Origin of the sequence: Acinetobacter sp. LF10 (genome assembly GCF_048585715.1) — a bacterium.
In the GTDB taxonomy this organism is placed as follows: domain Bacteria; phylum Pseudomonadota; class Gammaproteobacteria; order Pseudomonadales; family Moraxellaceae; genus Acinetobacter.
The window spans coordinates 259,997-276,923 of sequence record NZ_CP184160.1; the positions used below are offsets into that span (position 1 = coordinate 259,997).

At 40.5% G+C, this 16,927-nt stretch carries 13 protein-coding genes and 1 pseudogene; 10 read left to right on the top strand and 4 right to left on the bottom strand.

Annotated features, from left to right (window positions below):
* Positions 1 to 106: 106 nt before the first annotated feature.
* The 3 genes from ACN19N_RS01185 to ACN19N_RS01195 all read left to right on the top strand — a co-directional run bounded on the left by ACN19N_RS01185 (position 107) and on the right by ACN19N_RS01195 (position 2,038).
* A complete protein-coding gene (locus tag ACN19N_RS01185; protein WP_269229417.1) occupies positions 107 to 937 on the top strand; it encodes an AraC family transcriptional regulator in 831 nt (276 codons plus the stop codon).
* Positions 938 to 1,013: 76 nt separating this feature from the next.
* A complete protein-coding gene (locus ACN19N_RS01190) occupies positions 1,014 to 1,724 on the top strand; it encodes an AzlC family ABC transporter permease (protein ID WP_269230388.1) in 711 nt (236 codons plus the stop codon).
* Positions 1,721 to 2,038, top strand: a complete 318-nt coding sequence (locus ACN19N_RS01195; protein ID WP_420001819.1) for an AzlD domain-containing protein — start codon at positions 1,721 to 1,723, stop codon at positions 2,036 to 2,038. The genes ACN19N_RS01190 and ACN19N_RS01195 overlap by 4 nt, the downstream gene beginning before the upstream one ends.
* Before the next feature lie 99 nt (positions 2,039 to 2,137).
* Here the strand turns inward: ACN19N_RS01195 and ACN19N_RS01200 are convergent.
* Both ACN19N_RS01200 and ACN19N_RS01205 read right to left on the bottom strand, forming a co-directional pair.
* A pseudogene (locus ACN19N_RS01200) lies at positions 2,138 to 3,071 on the bottom strand (MFS transporter).
* Between the two features lie 178 nt (positions 3,072 to 3,249).
* The gene (locus ACN19N_RS01205; RefSeq protein ID WP_420002340.1) at positions 3,250 to 3,627 is read right to left on the bottom strand and encodes a heavy metal-responsive transcriptional regulator; all 378 of its coding nucleotides are present in this window, start codon (positions 3,625 to 3,627) and stop codon (positions 3,250 to 3,252) included.
* A gap of 105 nt (positions 3,628 to 3,732) precedes the next feature.
* On the opposite strand from ACN19N_RS01205, the gene ACN19N_RS01210 reads away from it, so the two are divergent.
* On the top strand, positions 3,733 to 4,842 hold the full coding sequence (locus ACN19N_RS01210) for an SDR family oxidoreductase (protein WP_420001820.1): 1,110 nt from the start codon (positions 3,733 to 3,735) through the stop codon (positions 4,840 to 4,842).
* A 58-nt stretch (positions 4,843 to 4,900) separates the two neighbouring features.
* Here ACN19N_RS01210 and ACN19N_RS01215 read toward each other — a convergent pair whose 3' ends face one another.
* Both ACN19N_RS01215 and ACN19N_RS01220 read right to left on the bottom strand, forming a co-directional pair.
* Positions 4,901 to 5,788, bottom strand: coding sequence for an SDR family NAD(P)-dependent oxidoreductase (locus ACN19N_RS01215; protein ID WP_269229420.1), 888 nt, complete (start codon positions 5,786 to 5,788; stop codon positions 4,901 to 4,903).
* A 245-nt stretch (positions 5,789 to 6,033) separates the two neighbouring features.
* On the bottom strand, positions 6,034 to 7,311 hold the full coding sequence (locus ACN19N_RS01220; RefSeq protein WP_005219416.1) for an O-acetylhomoserine aminocarboxypropyltransferase/cysteine synthase family protein: 1,278 nt from the start codon (positions 7,309 to 7,311) through the stop codon (positions 6,034 to 6,036).
* 296 nt (positions 7,312 to 7,607) lie between these two features.
* Here ACN19N_RS01220 and ettA point away from each other — a divergent pair, with 296 nt between their 5' ends.
* From ettA to ACN19N_RS01250, 6 genes are all read left to right on the top strand, one after another.
* Positions 7,608 to 9,269, top strand: a complete 1,662-nt coding sequence (gene ettA, locus ACN19N_RS01225) for an energy-dependent translational throttle protein EttA (protein WP_269229421.1) — start codon at positions 7,608 to 7,610, stop codon at positions 9,267 to 9,269.
* Between the two features lie 183 nt (positions 9,270 to 9,452).
* A complete protein-coding gene (locus ACN19N_RS01230; RefSeq protein ID WP_420002341.1) occupies positions 9,453 to 9,851 on the top strand; it encodes a cation efflux protein, CzcI-like in 399 nt (132 codons plus the stop codon).
* 54 nt (positions 9,852 to 9,905) lie between these two features.
* Positions 9,906 to 11,333, top strand: a complete 1,428-nt coding sequence (locus tag ACN19N_RS01235) for a TolC family protein (protein WP_420001821.1) — start codon at positions 9,906 to 9,908, stop codon at positions 11,331 to 11,333.
* Positions 11,334 to 11,336: 3 nt separating this feature from the next.
* Positions 11,337 to 12,584: an efflux RND transporter periplasmic adaptor subunit gene (locus tag ACN19N_RS01240; protein WP_269238659.1), complete on the top strand. Its 1,248-nt coding sequence runs from the start codon at positions 11,337 to 11,339 to the stop codon at positions 12,582 to 12,584.
* Positions 12,574 to 15,717 (top strand): efflux RND transporter permease subunit, encoded by a 3,144-nt coding sequence (locus ACN19N_RS01245; RefSeq protein WP_420001822.1) that lies wholly within the window; start codon positions 12,574 to 12,576, stop codon positions 15,715 to 15,717. Before ACN19N_RS01240 ends, ACN19N_RS01245 begins: the two co-directional genes overlap by 11 nt.
* A 234-nt stretch (positions 15,718 to 15,951) precedes the next feature.
* The gene (locus tag ACN19N_RS01250) at positions 15,952 to 16,896 is read left to right on the top strand and encodes a cation diffusion facilitator family transporter (protein ID WP_269238657.1); all 945 of its coding nucleotides are present in this window, start codon (positions 15,952 to 15,954) and stop codon (positions 16,894 to 16,896) included.
* Positions 16,897 to 16,927: the final 31 nt, after the last annotated feature.

The window sequence follows — 16,927 nt, forward strand, 5'->3', positions numbered from 1 at the left end:
AGATGATTTAATAAAGTGATTGAGTTATAAAAAAGCAATTTTGTTCTATAAATCTATCTAAATCGCGTTAACCTGAAATGATGCATACATGCCTTAGGAGGTCGTGATGTCGCGCAGACCTCGAGAACAAGTCGATTACTTACACCTTGAAGAATTGGGTGGTTTGGAAATGTTGAAAGCCAGTTACTTTCAGCAGGAGTTTTCACGACACGTTCATGAAGGATTTTGTATCGGTGTGATCGAAGAAGGAGCACAGCGGTTCTATCGCACAGGTGGGAATCATGTTGCGCCACAAGGCGATATTATTTTAGTGAATGCCGATGAAGTGCATACAGGCTCATCTGCCGTAGAAACCGGTTGGCGTTACCGCGCGATTTATCCGACTCCTGAAATTTTCCATGAATTAACCCGTGATCTCACTACAGTACACGGCACAGCACCGTGGTTTAGAGAAGCGGTCTTGCATGATGAAGGCTTGGCACAGCAATTTCGTTTACTCTTTGATTTGTTAGAGCAACCTAACAATACCTTACTCAAACAAACTTTATTTCTGTCAACAATTGCTTGGCTCGTATCAAAGTACAGTCAAGTCAAGCCACTCGCAACAGATCTCAGCCATGCCAAACAACGTATTCTAAATATTAAAGAATTGATGGCGAGTATGCCTGAACAAGAGTTTTCTTTGGTTCAATTGGCAGAAATCGCCAATCTGAGTCAGTGGCATTTTTTACGTCAATTTAAAAAGCATGTTGGACTCTCACCGCATGCATGGCTCATTCAAGCACGTTTACAGAAGTCACAAAGATTATTAAGACAAGGATTGAACTTATCTGAGGTTTCACAACAGTGTGGTTTCTCGGATCAAAGTCATTTTAGTCGGCATTTTCGTCAAGCTTTTGGCATTACCCCAGGCGGTTATATCGCTTATCTCAAATAAAATAGCAATTTTATACAATCTTCATTTAGCAATTTTTGGCATAGTCTATTTTCTTTAATGAATAATTGTGATGTTGATGTTAGGTGAAAGCACAGATGACACTCCGATGACCGAATCACGGGCATTTTTAAATGGAGTGATCAAAATACTGCCATTGTGTTTTGCGGTGTTGCCGTGGGGTTTACTCGCAGGCTCAATGGCGATTCAAGCGGGGCTAACGACTTTACAAGCGATTGGGATGTCAGCACTGGTCTTTGCTGGTGCAGCACAATTAATGACCTTAGGTTTAGTCATGGCAGGAACGCCTGCGCTCACAATTATTATTTCTGTTTTTCTGATTACCACACAGCATTATTTATATGCATTGTATTTACGCGAAGATATTTCCAAACAACCATTAAAATATCGGTTGATGCTAGGTTTCTTGCTGACCGATGAATTATTTGCCGTCAGTATTAAAAAGCAACAGCATTATATTCACTATCTGTTAGGCGCAGGACTTTGCTTTTATTTATGTTGGGTTCTGTTTAGTGCTTGTGGAGTCTTTCTTGCCTCAGCCGTTCCTAATTTAGATCAATATCATCTCGATTTTTCGATTGTTGCGACATTTATCGCAATTGTGGTTCCATTTATTAAAAACTTAAATACTTTGGTTGGGGTATTGGTTTCAGTGATTCTCACTGTTGTTTTTCTAAGCTTAGGTTTTAAAAGTGCCGCGATTATGGCAGGTGTGATTGGGATGTTGGCAGCCACTTGCTTGCAGAATTTTAGGGAGCGTACAGCATGACTTGGTTTCTCCTGATTATTCTCGCAATTGTGGTGTTTATGAATCGCTATATCTTGCTTGAACCTAATCTTCCTTTGCGCTTACCCAAATGGTTTCAGCAGTCTTTGCAATATTCTGCGCCGTGTTTACTGACGGCTATTGCAACACCGATTGTGTTTATGGATGAGCAGGGGGCATTTCGTTCGACTTTACTGAATCCTTATTTTCTTGCCACGATTTTAACGATTTTGATTGCATATAAAGTCCGCCACACCTTGTTGACGATTATTTTGAGTTTGGCTTGTTTTTATGGATTGGTGTTTGTATTGAAATGAATAGATGAAATGACGTGCGTGTTGAAGTTATTGTGAAATCCTATATCAACAAAACTACAGTTGAGAAAGACAATGTAGTTTTGTTGATACTCGATTTATTTAGTGATCATGTTCCAAATATTCAGGTTTTTTCGGTAGCGCCAAGCTACACAAGAAACAAATAATCAGCATAAAAATGACATAGATAAAGAAGATATTTTCAATGCCTGCATCTTTAAATATGAGGGCACCAATATTGGTGAGATAGGTCTTTGAATAAACTGTCACCACATAAAAGGTCAGTGAACCTGCTGAGGTATAACCGACCACAAAGAGAAAGGTTTTCCAATGCTGCTTTAATAGAGCAATTAAGCTTCCTGATTCTTCGCGTTGAGCATCTTCATGGGAAAGATTTCTTCTAAGCGACTTCGTGCAGCAAGAGAAAGCAAGGCAGCAACACCGCCAATCCCAAATGGAATACGCCAACCGCCGTCATTTAATTGTTGCTCCGTCATAAACCCGAGCAAAATCACCCCAAGTAAACTGGCAAGAAGTTGTCCACCAGATAGCGTGACATATTGAAATGATGCGAAGAATCCACGCTGCCCTTTTAAGCCTAGCTCACTCATATAGGTGGCAACAGCACCATATTCACCGCCAACAGATAGACCTTGTAATAAACGAACCATGAGGAGTAGAAAAGAAGCAAACATTCCAACTTGTTCATAAGTCGGTAATGCAGCAAAAAGAAAAGAACTGAGCGCCATAAGGCAAATTGAAATCACCATAAATTGCTTTCGACCATGTCGATCCGCAATAAGACCAACCAACCAACTGCCTATTGGTCGCATAAAGAAACTCGCCGCAAATACTCCCTAGACATAAATGGCTTTAGTGGTTGGATCCATATCTGGAGCAGTCAATGCATGAGTAAAATAAGCAGCAAAAACTGCATAAATATAAAATCGAACCATTCAACGAGATTCCCTGATGCTGCACCGACAATGCCTTTAATACGGCTGGGTCTTTCTTCCTTACTATATGTTTGGTTCACTCCTATTCCTTTTTTTATCCAATCAGGTCTTTTTTATTTAGCTTTTAATCAATGTTATATACCGCTGAAAAACATGAAAATGACACTATTTTATATGCTTTTTATAGCGATATTTTAAATAAAAAGAAATTTTAAGGAGGCAGAAATGAAACTTGGACTCTAATATTTTGAAAAATAATTAATTTATATCAGGAATAGGGCAATCTGCTCTAAGTGGGCACGCAGCCCCTTGTGTAAATCGGCTTAACATGGTTTTGATATTCATTAACTGTTCAATTTTTTCATCAATCATATTCAGTTTGTCTTGGAAAATGTCTTGTACTTGAATGGCTGGAATTTCCCCTTGTGTAGTCAGTGCTAAAATTTGTTTAATTTCATTGAGTGAAAACCCTAGATTTTTTGCAGTTCGTATTAAGTGTAATTGTTGTAAGGTTTGTTCAGGATAATCTTTATATCCGTTATTACGAGTGATGGACTGAATCAGCTGCATTTTTTCATAAAAACGGATGGTATCTCGGCTTAAATCAGTTTGTTTTGCGAGTTGTCCAATTAACATCATAGTACCTTTATTGTTATATAAAATTTGATTAGAAATACCTTGACCATTGAGTGTACTCCATCCTTTAGCCTATTCCTATCTTGAAAAAATAAGGCATACACAATGGAAAATAAGCAAACAAAATCTCATCAACAACAGGTTGCTTTGGTTGCAGGCGCAACAGGATTTGTCGGTCGATTTTTAATTGCCGAATTATTAAAAAGAGGGCATCACGTTTTTGCCTTATTGCGTAATCCGATACAGCAGCAAGCTATTTTAGAACAGTGGTTGAGTCTCAAGCAGGTCTCGATTCAAAGGTTGAGCTTTATTCAAGGTGATGTGACTCAACCAAAGCTTGGAATCAGTGAGCAAGATTGGGAAAAATTAAGTTCAGTGAATACGCTGTATAACAGTAGCGCGCTTTTTGCGTGGAATCTCAGTATGCAACAAGCTCGTGCTGTGAATGTCGATGGTGCATTAAACTTACTTCGTTGTGTAGCACAACATTGTGATCTACAGCGTGCAGTACATGTTTCAGGTTATATGCTGACGATTCTCTCGCATTTGCAACAGGCGGGTGTGTGTTTAGAACAACCTGATCGAACCAATTGGTCATCTGTGTATCAACAATTAGGTGCATATGAAGCTTCCAAAATAGAGGCTCATTACGCTTGGATAGAATGTGCTGAAAAGCTTTCGATTGATTGGACGATTATTCATCCTGCGACGGTCTGTGGAGATGCGGTTTCAGGTGAGATACCAAACAATCAGCCGATTGCACAAATGATTGATCTATTAAAACGTCGGAAAATGAGCGCAATTCCTGCAACACCACAGCATTATTTACCTTTGGTGAGAGTGGATGATTTATGCCAAGTCATGGCACAAGCTGCAACTGATATAAACTTATCGAATCAGGCATTGTTGGTTGCCTCAGAACAAAAGATTCCACTTTCTCAATTGACGCAAATGATTGCTCAACAATTAAATGTCTCAGCACCGAAACAACATGTGCCGCTGGTTATTTTACGATTAATTTTGAAATGGACATGGTTGGCAAAGCAATTAGAGATGTCGGCTGAGATGTTAAGTTTTTTGAGGACTGAACAACTAGATTTAGAACCGCTTAAACAATTTAGACAACGTTGGGATATACAGACAGGGAATTTAGCGGATGCCATTACAAAAACAACAGATTGGATGAAACAAACAACATCCACACAAATTGTTTAAATCATAAAAAAACAGCGTATCTAGAGATACGCTGTTTTTTAAAATCGGAATCACAAGATTACCAGTGTTCACCTGGGAACAAACGCGCATAGGCACGTTGTACAAGATTTAATTTCTCTTGCTCGCCTACAGATGCCGTAGAACTTGGGAATAAGTTGAAGCCGATTGACATCAAAATATTATTTACATCTGGTGCAATCGCATAAGTAATTGATGCGAGACGACCTAAGTTGGTTGCAATCTTTTTCGGACGTTTCACAATCGCATAAGCAATCAAGTCTGCTGCTTGTTCAGGAGAAAGCGTCGGTACATATTTATAGATTTTAGTTGGTGCAATCATTGGCGTACGCACTAACGGCATGTAAATCGAAGTGATTGCAATTTTGTGCGAGTGAACTTCAGCAGATAAACAACGGCTAAATGCATCCAATGCCGCTTTAGACGCTACATAAGCTGAGAAGCGAGTTGCATTTGCAAGTACGCCAATTGAGCTGATGTTAATGATTTGACCGTCTTTACGTTGCATCATGTGTGGCAAGATATTCAATACCAAACGTACTGCACCGAAGTAATTTAATTGCATTGTACGTTCGAAATCATGGAACCGATCAACAGACTCATGTACAGCACGACGAATTGAACGACCTGCGTTATTCACTAAAATATCGATGTGATCAACGGCAGCTAAAATTTCTTTTGAAACTGCATCAATTGATTCCATGTCGTTAAGGTCACATGGAAAAACCGAAGCTTTTCCACCCTCAGCTTCAATCTCAGCTTTGACTTCGTCTAATTTTTCTTTAGTACGAGCAAGCAACAAGACATGAGCACCTGCCTGAGCGAGGTATTTTGATACCGTTAAACCAATGCCACTTGATGCACCAGTGACAACAATAGTTTTCCCGTCGACTTTTTGTTGAAAAAGTTTTTTGAGTTTTGCGTTCATGTAAGTTACCTACATTAATCAAGCTGTTGTTTGCAATGCTTTTTTATTGCGATTAAACATTGCACTTTATTTTGTATTAATATTAACCGATTTTTTTTGTTTGTCTAGTGTAAATATTTGAAATATAATAAATTTTTTAGAGTAAAAACTCTAAAAATAAATATAGGGATAGTTGAAAGGGAAATAAGTTTTAGTTTATTAAATCAAACAGCCTCTACAAGAGAGGCTGTTTGATTTAATGGCGTTTAAACATGAGCGAGTGCTTGATCTAGATCTGCAAGCAAATCATCAATATGTTCGATACCGATCGAAAGGCGAACTAGATCTTCGCTGACACCAGCAGATTTAAGTTCTTCAGCATTGAGTTGGCGATGGGTTGTGGTAGCAGGGTGACATGCCAAACTTTTGGCATCACCAATATTGACCAAACGTGTAAACAGTTGTAATGCATCGATAAAACGAGTACCGCCTTCTAAGCCATCTTGTACGCCAAAAGAAAGAATCGCTGAAGGTTTACCTTTCACATACTTTTGTGCCAAATTATGCTGTGGATGGTCACTTAAACCTGCATAATTGACCCACTTTACTTTTGGATGTTGTTTCAAATAATTTGCAACTTTTAGTGCATTCTCCGTATGGCGCTCCATACGAAGGCTTAAAGTTTCTAAACCTTGTAAGATCAAAAACACACTCAGTGGACTAATCGCAGCCCCTGTATTGCGTAGCGGAACAACGCGTGCACGTGCGATATAAGCAGCTTCCCCTAGAACTTCAACATAATTCACGCCGTGGTAGCTTGGATCTGGTGTGTTCAACGCTTTAAAACGTTCAGGATATTTGCCCCAAGGGAATTTACCACTATCAATAATGACACCACCAATACTGTTGCCATGTCCGCCAATGTATTTCGTCAGAGAATGAACCACGATATCTGCACCAAATTCAAATGGTTTCAATAAAGCAGGAGTTGCAACAGTATTATCTACAATAACAGGGACACCATATTCATGGGCAATTTTGGAGATTGCTTCTAGGTCGATAATATTACCAAGCGGATTACCAATTGATTCAACAAAGACTAACTTGGTCTTATCATCAATAATAGAGCGTAACGCTTCGGGATTCTGATAATCAAAGAAACGAACTTCAATCCCTTGTTTCGGCAATGTATGCGCAAATAGGTTATAAGTACCACCGTATAAAGTGGATACAGATGCAATATTGTCACCTGCTTCAGCAATTGTTTGAATCGAATAGGTGATCGCTGCCATACCTGAGGCTAGAGCCAATGCACCAATACCACCTTCGAGTGCTGCGAGGCGTTGTTCGAGTACGGCAGTGGTTGGATTCATAATACGGGTGTAAATATTGCCCTGAACTTTTAAATCGAATAAGTCAGCACCATGTTGTGTATTATCAAATGCATAAGACGTGGTTTGATAAATAGGTACAGCAACAGCCTTTGTAGTGGCTTCTGGTGAATATCCCGCATGAATGGCTAAAGTTTCATCTTTATAGGTCATGATTACATCATCTATGTGAGTTAAATACTGATCGAGTGTAGCCGAAAAGCTATTCAAAATGGTGCATAATTTATGCGATTTATTGCGTTTTTATTCATATGAATAGAATGTCGGTCTATTTTTATGTGTCATTATGACCATATGCCTGATGGTGTAATCTCTTGAAAAAGAAAATCCTTTGATTGGATGAAACAAAGATGATCTTAACTTCATGTTAATCCCGTTTTCAGCGTATAATACGTGCGATTATTTTTCGCTTTTTGCGATTTATTGGTTTTTCAATTGAGGAGTCCTGCGTGGCCCAATATATTTATACGATGAATCGAGTGTCGAAAATGGTTCCGCCAAAGCGCGAAATCTTAAAAGACATCTCTTTATCATTTTTCCCAGGCGCAAAAATTGGTGTGCTTGGTTTGAACGGTGCAGGTAAATCTACCTTACTCCGTATTATGGCTGGCGTAGATAAAGATTTCTCAGGTGAAGCACGCGCACAACCAGGAATCAAAATCGGTTACTTAGAACAAGAGCCGCCATTAGATCCAACCAAAGACGTTCGTGGTAACGTTGAAGATGGTGTACGTGAAGCACTTGATGCTTTAGCACGTCTTGATCAAGTTTTTGCTGAATATGCTGAGCCTGATGCAGATTTTGATGCGCTTGCAAAAGAGCAAGAAAAATTAGAATCAATCATCCATGCTTGGGATGCACATAATCTGAATAATCAGCTTGAAATTGCTGCGGATGCATTGAATCTTCCAGCTTGGGATGCAGATGTATCATTGCTTTCAGGTGGTGAGCGCCGTCGTGTTGCATTATGTCGTTTGTTGCTGTCTAAGCCAGACATGTTACTTCTTGACGAACCAACGAACCATTTAGATGCTGAATCAGTGTCTTGGTTAGAGCGTTTCTTGAAAGATTTCCCTGGTACGATCGTTGCGATTACGCATGACCGTTATTTCTTGGATAACGTGGCTGAGTGGATTCTTGAACTTGACCGTGGCATGGGGATTCCTTATCAAGGTAACTACTCTTCTTGGTTAGAACAAAAGAATGCTCGCCTAGAGCAAGAGAACAAACAAGAAGAATCTTTTGCGAAAGCATTGAAAAAAGAACTTGAATGGGTTCGTTCAAATGCCAAAGGTCAGCAGAAGAAAAACAAAGCGCGTATGGAGCGTTTTGAAGAACTTAACTCGCGTGAGTTCCAACAGCGTAACGAAACTTCTGAAATTTATATTCCACCTGGCCCACGCCTAGGAAATAAAGTTGTAGAAGTTGAAGGCATCAGTAAATCATTCGATGGCCGTTTACTTTACGAAAACTTAACATTTACTGTACCGCCTACAGCGATTGTGGGTATCGTGGGTCCAAACGGTGCGGGTAAAACCACGCTATTCCGTATGATGACTGGCGAACAGCAACCTGATACAGGTACGGTGACTTTAGGTGAGTCAGTTAAAGTTGCGTATGTGGGCCAGATCCGTGACACCTTGGATAATAACAAAACCGTTTGGGAAGAAGTTTCTGGTGGTTTAGATATCTTAAAAATTGGTGATTACGAAATTGCATCACGTGCTTATATCGGTCGCTTTAACTTTAAAGGTCAAGATCAGCAAAAACGTGTAGGTGAATTGTCTGGTGGTGAGCGTAACCGCTTACAACTTGCCAAGATCTTACAGTTAGGTGCAAACGTTATCTTACTGGATGAGCCATCGAACGACTTGGATATCGAAACTTTACGTGCGCTTGAGGATGCAATTCTTGTATTCCCAGGTACTGTGATGGTGGTATCGCATGACCGTTGGTTCCTTGACCGTATTGCAACGCACATCTTGTCATTCGAGAATGAACAGCCAGAATTCTACACAGGTAACTATGCAGAATATGAAGCATACCGTCAGTCTCGTTTAGGGGATACAGCAGCAACTAAACGTACAAAGTATAAAAAGATTACAGGTTAATTTCCTGTCTAAAAAACCAGCTTTCGAGCTGGTTTTTTTTATTTGCAGAAATTATAAATACAAATCAAGGATTGTGCGATAAAGCCAACTTTCAGGACGATCTTGTTTTAGTTTGTTTAATGTAATTTTATTACATGTACTTTACTTGCTATAGTGAGCCAAATTTTGAACAGTTGGTGTAACGTGCAACGTTCTGCTGTATTTATGACACTCTTGCTGAGTTTGTTCATGTTCCAAAGTTTTTGGAATGTGGCGGCAGCTTTTTGTGCGCATGAACAGCCGACTGAATATCGTACGTTGAATCATTTTGGGCATCATATCCCTGAAAATTTAGATGTTTCTGAAAAACATGCAGTAGTTGCAGATCAAGATGCTTCTGATTTACCCATGCCGTTAAGTTTGCAAGATCATCATGATCATTTGCCATCTTGTTTTCATGTCGTTGTGACCGAAGCGCAACAGCAGTTGAATGAACCAATTTTACGGACGCATGAAATAGAACAAAAATATTACTGGTCTAATTTGTACCAGTCGCCACATTTATCACAACTCACCCCGCCGCCTGTATTCACCCCGCTATAGGTGGGGTAGCCGAAAAATAGCCCACCGCAACCTTATTAATTTGCGGGGCTCTCTATGTCTTTAAGTTTAAATCAGCGTAGCTATGCATTTAAAAAGCGTACGCTTAGAAATCATCTGCTTTTATCATCATTGAAATTGTCAATTTTGAGTATTGGTTTATCAGTGGGAGTTTTAGCTCAAGCAGCTTTATCTGAGTCCTTACTCAATGTGAATCAATCGCCAACAACTGTTGCGCAGCGAAATAGTAACTTTGAACAAATTCTTGAGCAAATTCGTGCTTATCAAGCCAACCAATCCAATTGGCAAACCCAACAGCAGATGGCAAATGTACAGCTCAAACAAAGTGCTTTACGTGTGAATCCAAGCATTTCAATTGAGCAAACTGGTTTACAGAATAATCAGGATCAAGAGCTTGCCATTGGTATTTCACAGCCATTAGATTTATTTGGTCAACGACGTGCAGCACAAAAAGTTGCTCAGCTTTCAGCAACTCAAGTTGATTTAGAACAGCAACGCTACAATGCTGAACTTGAATTGATTGTGCAATATGCATGGTCACAAGTGGCATTATTCCAATTGGAAAAGTCTTTGATTGCAGAGCAATTACAAGTCAGCCAAGAAAATTTAGACGCAACGATGAAGCGTTATCAAGCTGGCAATATAGCTCAAGTTGATGTTGAGCGAGTTCGTATTGCACATTTAGAAAATCAGCGTATTTATCAACAAGCAGATCTACAACTTCGAGTTGCACAGCAGCAATTAGCAAGTTTTTGGGGAAGTGACCTTAATCAATTTGTGATTGCTCCAAGTGTCAATGAGCTTTGGTCTCGTGCCACAGTCGTAAAAACAGACAGACAAGATATAGAGAATTTATTTGAGCGAGGTTTGCAATTAGAAACTCAGCGTCAACAAGCCAATATTGATCAGCTCAAAGCAAAATCTCGTCCTCAACCGATTATGTCTTTAGGTGTAAATCGGACACGTTCGGCAGATCAAAATACTGAAAATCAAATTCGTTTAGGGGTAGAGATTCCGCTTAATATTTTTAACTCACAAAAATACGGTATCCAGATTGCGGAAGTGAAGCAAACACTGATTCAGCAACAACAACGTTTTTATCGTCAGCAAAATCAGTTGGATATTGATGTTCGTCTTGTTGAACTACGTGGATTACAAACGCAATTTAAACAGTTAAATGACCAACAAGTACCTTTAGCGATACAGGTTCAGCAAAAGACTTTGCAAGGTTTTCGTTTAGGTAAATTTGCTGTTACGGATGTACAACAAGCCACAACTCAGTTACAGGATGTCCGTTTACGTAAAGTTCAACTCCTTAAACAAGCTTGGCAATTGAATGTGGAAGTACAAAGTGCACGTATGGGGCTTCCAGTAGAGCAGATCACAGCGAAAGATGCCTTAATGCAATTAAATCAACGCGTTTGGCAACAAATTAACGCTTTTCCAAGCCAAGTAGGAGAATAAGAGATGGATATGAAACAAAAAACACGTTCTCAATGGCTTTGGATCGCTGTGATTGCGGTACTCACAATCGTTTTGGCAGTAGGACTATTATGGAATAAAAAAACCAAGACTTCTGAAACTGCCGCACAAGGTGAGCAGGAACATGCCCATCAAGAAAATGAAAAAGATGAACCTAAACATGATGAAAAGGATGAGGAACATGAGGCTGAAGAAAGCCTCAGCCTAACAGCAGAGCAGATGCAACAGCATAGTGTCAAATTGGCACAAGTGGCTTTGGGTGAAGTGAATCAGGTTCAAACTTTTCCTGCAAAATTGGTGGTGAATACAGATCGCCAAGCGCATGTTTCACCAAGTTTTGCTGGTCGTGTTGAATCCGTTTATGTTGAATTGGGTCAGCAAGTGAAACGTGGTCAGGCTTTGGCAAACTTATTAGTACCAGACTTAGTGGATCAGCAAGCGAATCTACAAATTGCTCAAACAAATTTGGATTTAGCCCAGCAGGATTATGAGCGTGAACGTAGTTTATGGTCGCAAGGGATTTCTGCCAAACAAGACTATCAGCGTGCTTATAATGCTTATCGTCAAGCACAGATTCAGGTCCAAGCAGCACGTTCACGTCTTAGCGCCTTTGGTGCAGCTTCTGGCTCAAGTGGCCGCTATACGCTAACTGCACCGATCAATGGTGTGATTAGTAATAAAGACATTGTTATTGGTGAAAATGTTCAACTTGCAGATCAACTATTTACCATTGATCAGTTAGATCAACTTTGGTTGGAATTTGTATTACCAACCTTAGCGAGTATCAATGTACAGCCCAATCAGCAGATTCGATTTAAATCACTGCAAACAGGCAATCTCTTTAATGCCCAAGTTCAAAGTTTAACGACTGAAGCTGATGCACAAACAGGTCGTTTACAGATTCGTGCCAAAGTGCTGTCAAATGCAACTGAATTACGTCCAAACTTGATGGTGAATGTTGAATTACAAGCAGGTTCAAAAACGTCTGCAATTCGCGTAAGTTCTGAAGCGATTCAGCAGGTGGACGGTAAAGATGTCGTTTTCGTTGCTCAAGCGAATCAGAAAAAGGGTTTTGATTTCAAAGCGATTCCTATTCAGATCGGTCAACGTACCCAAGATGGACAATGGGTCGAAATTACTCAAGGTTTGAGTGCGGGCCAGTCTTATGTAGCAGCAGGTAGTTTCTTGTTGAAATCAGAACTGGAAAAAGGGGAGGCTGAACATGGGCATTAACTCTCCTCAATTCCCCAAGCCTGAAGGTTTATTTGATCGATTGATTCAATTTTCGATTCGTAATGCCATTTGGGTGATGCTATTTGTGATGACGTGGATTGCAGTTGGTATTTGGAGCTATCAAAAGCTTCCGATAGATGCAGTTCCTGATATTACCAATACTCAAGTACAAATTAATACCCAAGCGAATGGTTATACCGCTTTAGAGGTAGAGCAGCGGATTACCTATCCGATCGAAACAGCGATGGCAGGTATTCCAGATCTAGAACAAACCCGTTCGATTTCTCGTTATGGCTTATCGCAAGTCACCATTATTTTTAAAGATGATACGGACATTTACTGGGCAAGACAGTTAATTAATCAACGTTTGCAAGAGGCAGACGGACAATTGCCAGATGCGGTTGATCCTGTGATGTCACCTATTTCTACGGGGCTTGGAGAGATTTACCAATGGGTGGTTAAAGCTAAACCCGATGCAAAAAAAGAAGATGGAACGCCCTATAGTGCGATGGACCTACGAGAAATCCAAGATTGGATTGTGCGTCCACAATTACAGCGTGTTAAAGGTGTGGCTGAAATTAACAGTATTGGCGGCTACAACAAAACCTATATTGTTTCACCTGATTTAAAGCGTTTACAGCAGCTTCAAATTTCTTTAACAGCGTTCCAAACTGCGCTGCAAGAGAACAATGAAAACCGAGGCGCAGGTTTTATTGAGGAAAATGGACAACAACTAACGGTACGTGTGCCGGGTATGCTCAGTACGGTTGAGGATATTCAAAACATTACTGTCTCGGTTAAAAATGGTCTACCCATTCGTGTTGCAGATGTGGCTTCAGTAGCGATCGGACATGATTTGCGTACAGGTGCTGCCACATATAATGGCGAGGAAACCGTGCTTGGTATCGCTATGATGATGATGGGTGAAAATAGCCGTACGGTTGCCCAAGCGGTTGATAGCAAGATCAAGGAAATTCAGCTGACTTTACCTAAAGGCGTTGAAATTGAAACGGTGTATGACCGTACGAGCTTAGTAAATAAAGCCATCAAAACGGTTCAGAAAAACTTAGTAGAAGGCGCGATTTTAGTCATCGTGATTCTGTTTATTTTCTTGGGCAACTTCCGTGCTGCTTTGATTACTGCCTGTGTGATTCCGTTGTCAATGTTGTTCACCTTAACGGGTATGGCTGAACAAAATATCAGTGCCAATTTAATGAGTTTAGGTGCATTAGATTTTGGGATCATTGTGGATGGTGCAGTGGTTATTGTCGAAAACTGTATTCGACGGCTGGCTGAAGCGCAGCATCATGCTGGACGCTTACTCACACGACAGGAACGCTTTAAAGAAGTCTTTTTGGCAGCCAAGCAAGCACGGAAACCACTCCTATTTGGTCAGGCCATTATTATGGTGGTGTATTTACCCATCTTTGCTTTGACAGGTGTAGAAGCGAAAATGTTCCATCCAATGGCAATGACGGTGGTAATGGCATTGTTGGGTGCGATGATTTTGTCGGTAACATTTGTACCCGCTGCGGTTGCATTGTTTATTACAGGTGAAGTCAAAGAAAAAGAATCTCGTTGGATGCAAGGCTTAAAACGTAAATACCAACAGATTCTCGATTGGGCATATCAATTCAAAATGGTGGTAGTGGCTTTAGCCCTAAGTATTTTGGTACTGAGTGGCGTACTGACGACCCAAATTGGCAGTGAATTTGCGCCACAACTGAGTGAAGGAGATTTCGCCTTACAACAAATGCGTTCGCCAAGCACAGGCTTGGAGCAGTCTTTACGTATGCAGGAAAATACTGAAAAGTTAATTATGAAGAATTTTTCAGAAGTCAAAGCGGTATTTGCTAGAACGGGGACTGCTGAGGTTGCGACCGATGTGATGCCGCCGAATATCTCAGATGCCGTGATTTTGTTAAAACCGCGTGATCAATGGGAAAATCCAAAAGAAACCATTGATGAATTGCGTAGCCGTATGCAGGTATTTTTGGAAACCATCCCAGGTAATAACAGTGAATTTTCACAACCAATTGAACTCCGTTTTAATGAATTGATCTCAGGTGTACGTAGTGATGTCGGGATCAAAGTCTTTGGTGATGATATGAATGTGCTGAACACTCAAGCACAGGCGATTGCACAAAAAGTACAGAAAATTTCGGGTGCGACTGCGGTCAAAGTAGAACAAACCACAGGTTTACCAGTACTTAATGTGGATATCAATCATGCATTAGCTGCGCAATATGGCCTGTCGGTAAAAACCATTCAGGATGTGGTTGCAGCGAGCGTGGGTGGTCAAAATGTTGGACAGATTTTGCAAGGTGATCGTCGTTTTGATTTTGAAATTCGTTTGCCTGATGCACAACGTACAGCACAGAACTTAGCGCAGTTACCTATTCAATTGCCGAATGGTGGTTTGATTCAGTTGCAAGATGTTGCCAAAGTGGAAACGATTTCAGGGATGAGCCAAGTTGGTCGTGAAAATGGTAAACGCCGTGTCATTGTCACCGCAAATGTTGAAGGGCGTGACTTGGGTTCATTTGTGCAGGAGTTACAAGCGACATTAAAACAACAACCTCTGCCAGCAGGTTATTGGCTAGAGTTTGGTGGACAATTTGAAAATCTGGCTTCTGCGGCGGCTCGTATGCAAATTGTGATTCCACTGGCATTGATTACCATCTTTATTTTATTGATGGCAGTGTTTCATAACTTTAAGGAAAGCCTGTTGGTATTCAGTGGTGTGCCATTTGCGTTGTCAGGTGGTTTGGTTGCGCTTTGGCTGCGTGATATTCCATTGTCGATGTCAGCAGGTGTTGGGTTCATTGCGCTCTCTGGTGTCGCAGTACTCAATGGTTTAGTGATGCTGAGTTTCATTAAAGAGCTTCGTGAGCAGTTTAATGCACATAAAGCGACATGGCAGGGAGCGATTCTCCGATTACGCCCCGTTCTGATGACTGCCTTCGTGGCATCGTTGGGTTTTATTCCGATGGCAATTGCCACAGGCACAGGTGCAGAAGTACAACGCCCATTAGCGACAGTTGTGATAGGTGGGATTATTTCTTCTACTTTACTAACATTGCTGATTTTGCCTGTAGTTTATCGCTGGATGAATGAGAAAGTTTCTGATTAGTGTCATTTAGCGGAATCTAAATCAGTATTCGCTATTGTGATAGGCGGCATGGATGCCGCCTGTAGGGCTGAGGTAGCATGGATGTACCGTCAGACCTACAAAGGATTTTGCCTACTTTGATCCTTCAAAGTAGGCAGATGCCTATACACATACCATTTGATTTAGGCTTTAATTCGAGGCAGTGTAAGCAAGATAAAAGAAGCTTCTTACTTATAAAATGATAAGGAGTCCAACATGAGTGGACATCAAGGGCATGATCATAGTCATGCTGCCGTTACAGAAGGCAATGCAAAAAAACTAACGATTGCGCTAATACTGACCACGACTTTTTTAGTCATCGAATTTATCGCAGGTATCATCACACAGAGTTTGGCATTACTTTCCGATGCTGCACATATGTTTACTGATGCCGCTGCATTAGCGATTGCTTTAGCAGCGATTAAAATTGCCAAACGCCCTGCTGATGATAAGCGTACCTTCGGTTATCAGCGTTTCGAGATTTTGGCGGCATTATTTAATGCATCTATGCTATTTTTTGTGGCGATGTATATTCTTTACGAAGCCTATCAACGTTTTACCCAACCGCCCGAAATTCAAAGTATAGGCATGTTGGTGGTCGCATCAATTGGTTTAATTATTAATTTAATTTCCATGAAAATACTAATGTCGAGTGCGACTGAAAGTTTGAACATGAAAGGTGCTTATTTAGAAGTGCTGAGTGATGCATTAGGTTCTGTGGGCGTCATTATTGGTGCTGTGATTATCTATTACACCAACTGGTATTGGGTTGATACCATTATTGCAGTTGCGATCGGTTTCTGGGTCTTACCAAGAACATGGATTTTGCTCAGACAAAGTATCAATATTTTATTAGAAGGTGTGCCAGAAGAAGTTGATATTGAGAAACTGCGTAATGATTTACTGACATTAGATGGTGTTGAGAGTATCCACCAATTAAAGGTCTGGGCAATTACATCGAAGAATATTCATCTTACCGTACATTTGTTTGCACCTAAGGTTGACCGTAATCAGTTGCATCGTGCTGCAATTGAAATGTTATCGCATGAACATGGTATTGCCGAAGTGACTTTACAGATCGAAGATGATGCTGAAATGAATTGTCAACATACTCATCAACATGTTGAAGATGAACAACACACTCATTCACATCAGCACTGAGCTGATGTGAATTGGAATTTAGAGCAACGTG

Excerpts from the sequence above, each read along its gene's own strand:
- ACN19N_RS01210 (WP_420001820.1), top strand. The coding sequence starts at position 3,733 with ATGGAAAATAAGCAAACAAAATCTCATCAACAACAGGTTGCTTTGGTT.
- ACN19N_RS01250 (WP_269238657.1), top strand. The coding sequence starts at position 15,952 with ATGAGTGGACATCAAGGGCATGATCATAGTCATGCTGCCGTTACAGAA.
- ACN19N_RS01195 (WP_420001819.1), top strand. The coding sequence starts at position 1,721 with ATGACTTGGTTTCTCCTGATTATTCTCGCAATTGTGGTGTTTATGAAT.
- ACN19N_RS01240 (WP_269238659.1), top strand. The coding sequence starts at position 11,337 with ATGGATATGAAACAAAAAACACGTTCTCAATGGCTTTGGATCGCTGTG.
- ACN19N_RS01185 (WP_269229417.1), top strand. The coding sequence starts at position 107 with ATGTCGCGCAGACCTCGAGAACAAGTCGATTACTTACACCTTGAAGAA.
- ACN19N_RS01215 (WP_269229420.1), bottom strand. The coding sequence starts at position 5,788 with ATGAACGCAAAACTCAAAAAACTTTTTCAACAAAAAGTCGACGGGAAA.
- ACN19N_RS01190 (WP_269230388.1), top strand. The coding sequence starts at position 1,014 with ATGTTAGGTGAAAGCACAGATGACACTCCGATGACCGAATCACGGGCA.
- ACN19N_RS01220 (WP_005219416.1), bottom strand. The coding sequence starts at position 7,311 with ATGACCTATAAAGATGAAACTTTAGCCATTCATGCGGGATATTCACCA.
- ACN19N_RS01235 (WP_420001821.1), top strand. The coding sequence starts at position 9,906 with ATGTCTTTAAGTTTAAATCAGCGTAGCTATGCATTTAAAAAGCGTACG.
- ACN19N_RS01205 (WP_420002340.1), bottom strand. The coding sequence starts at position 3,627 with ATGTTAATTGGACAACTCGCAAAACAAACTGATTTAAGCCGAGATACC.
- ACN19N_RS01245 (WP_420001822.1), top strand. The coding sequence starts at position 12,574 with ATGGGCATTAACTCTCCTCAATTCCCCAAGCCTGAAGGTTTATTTGAT.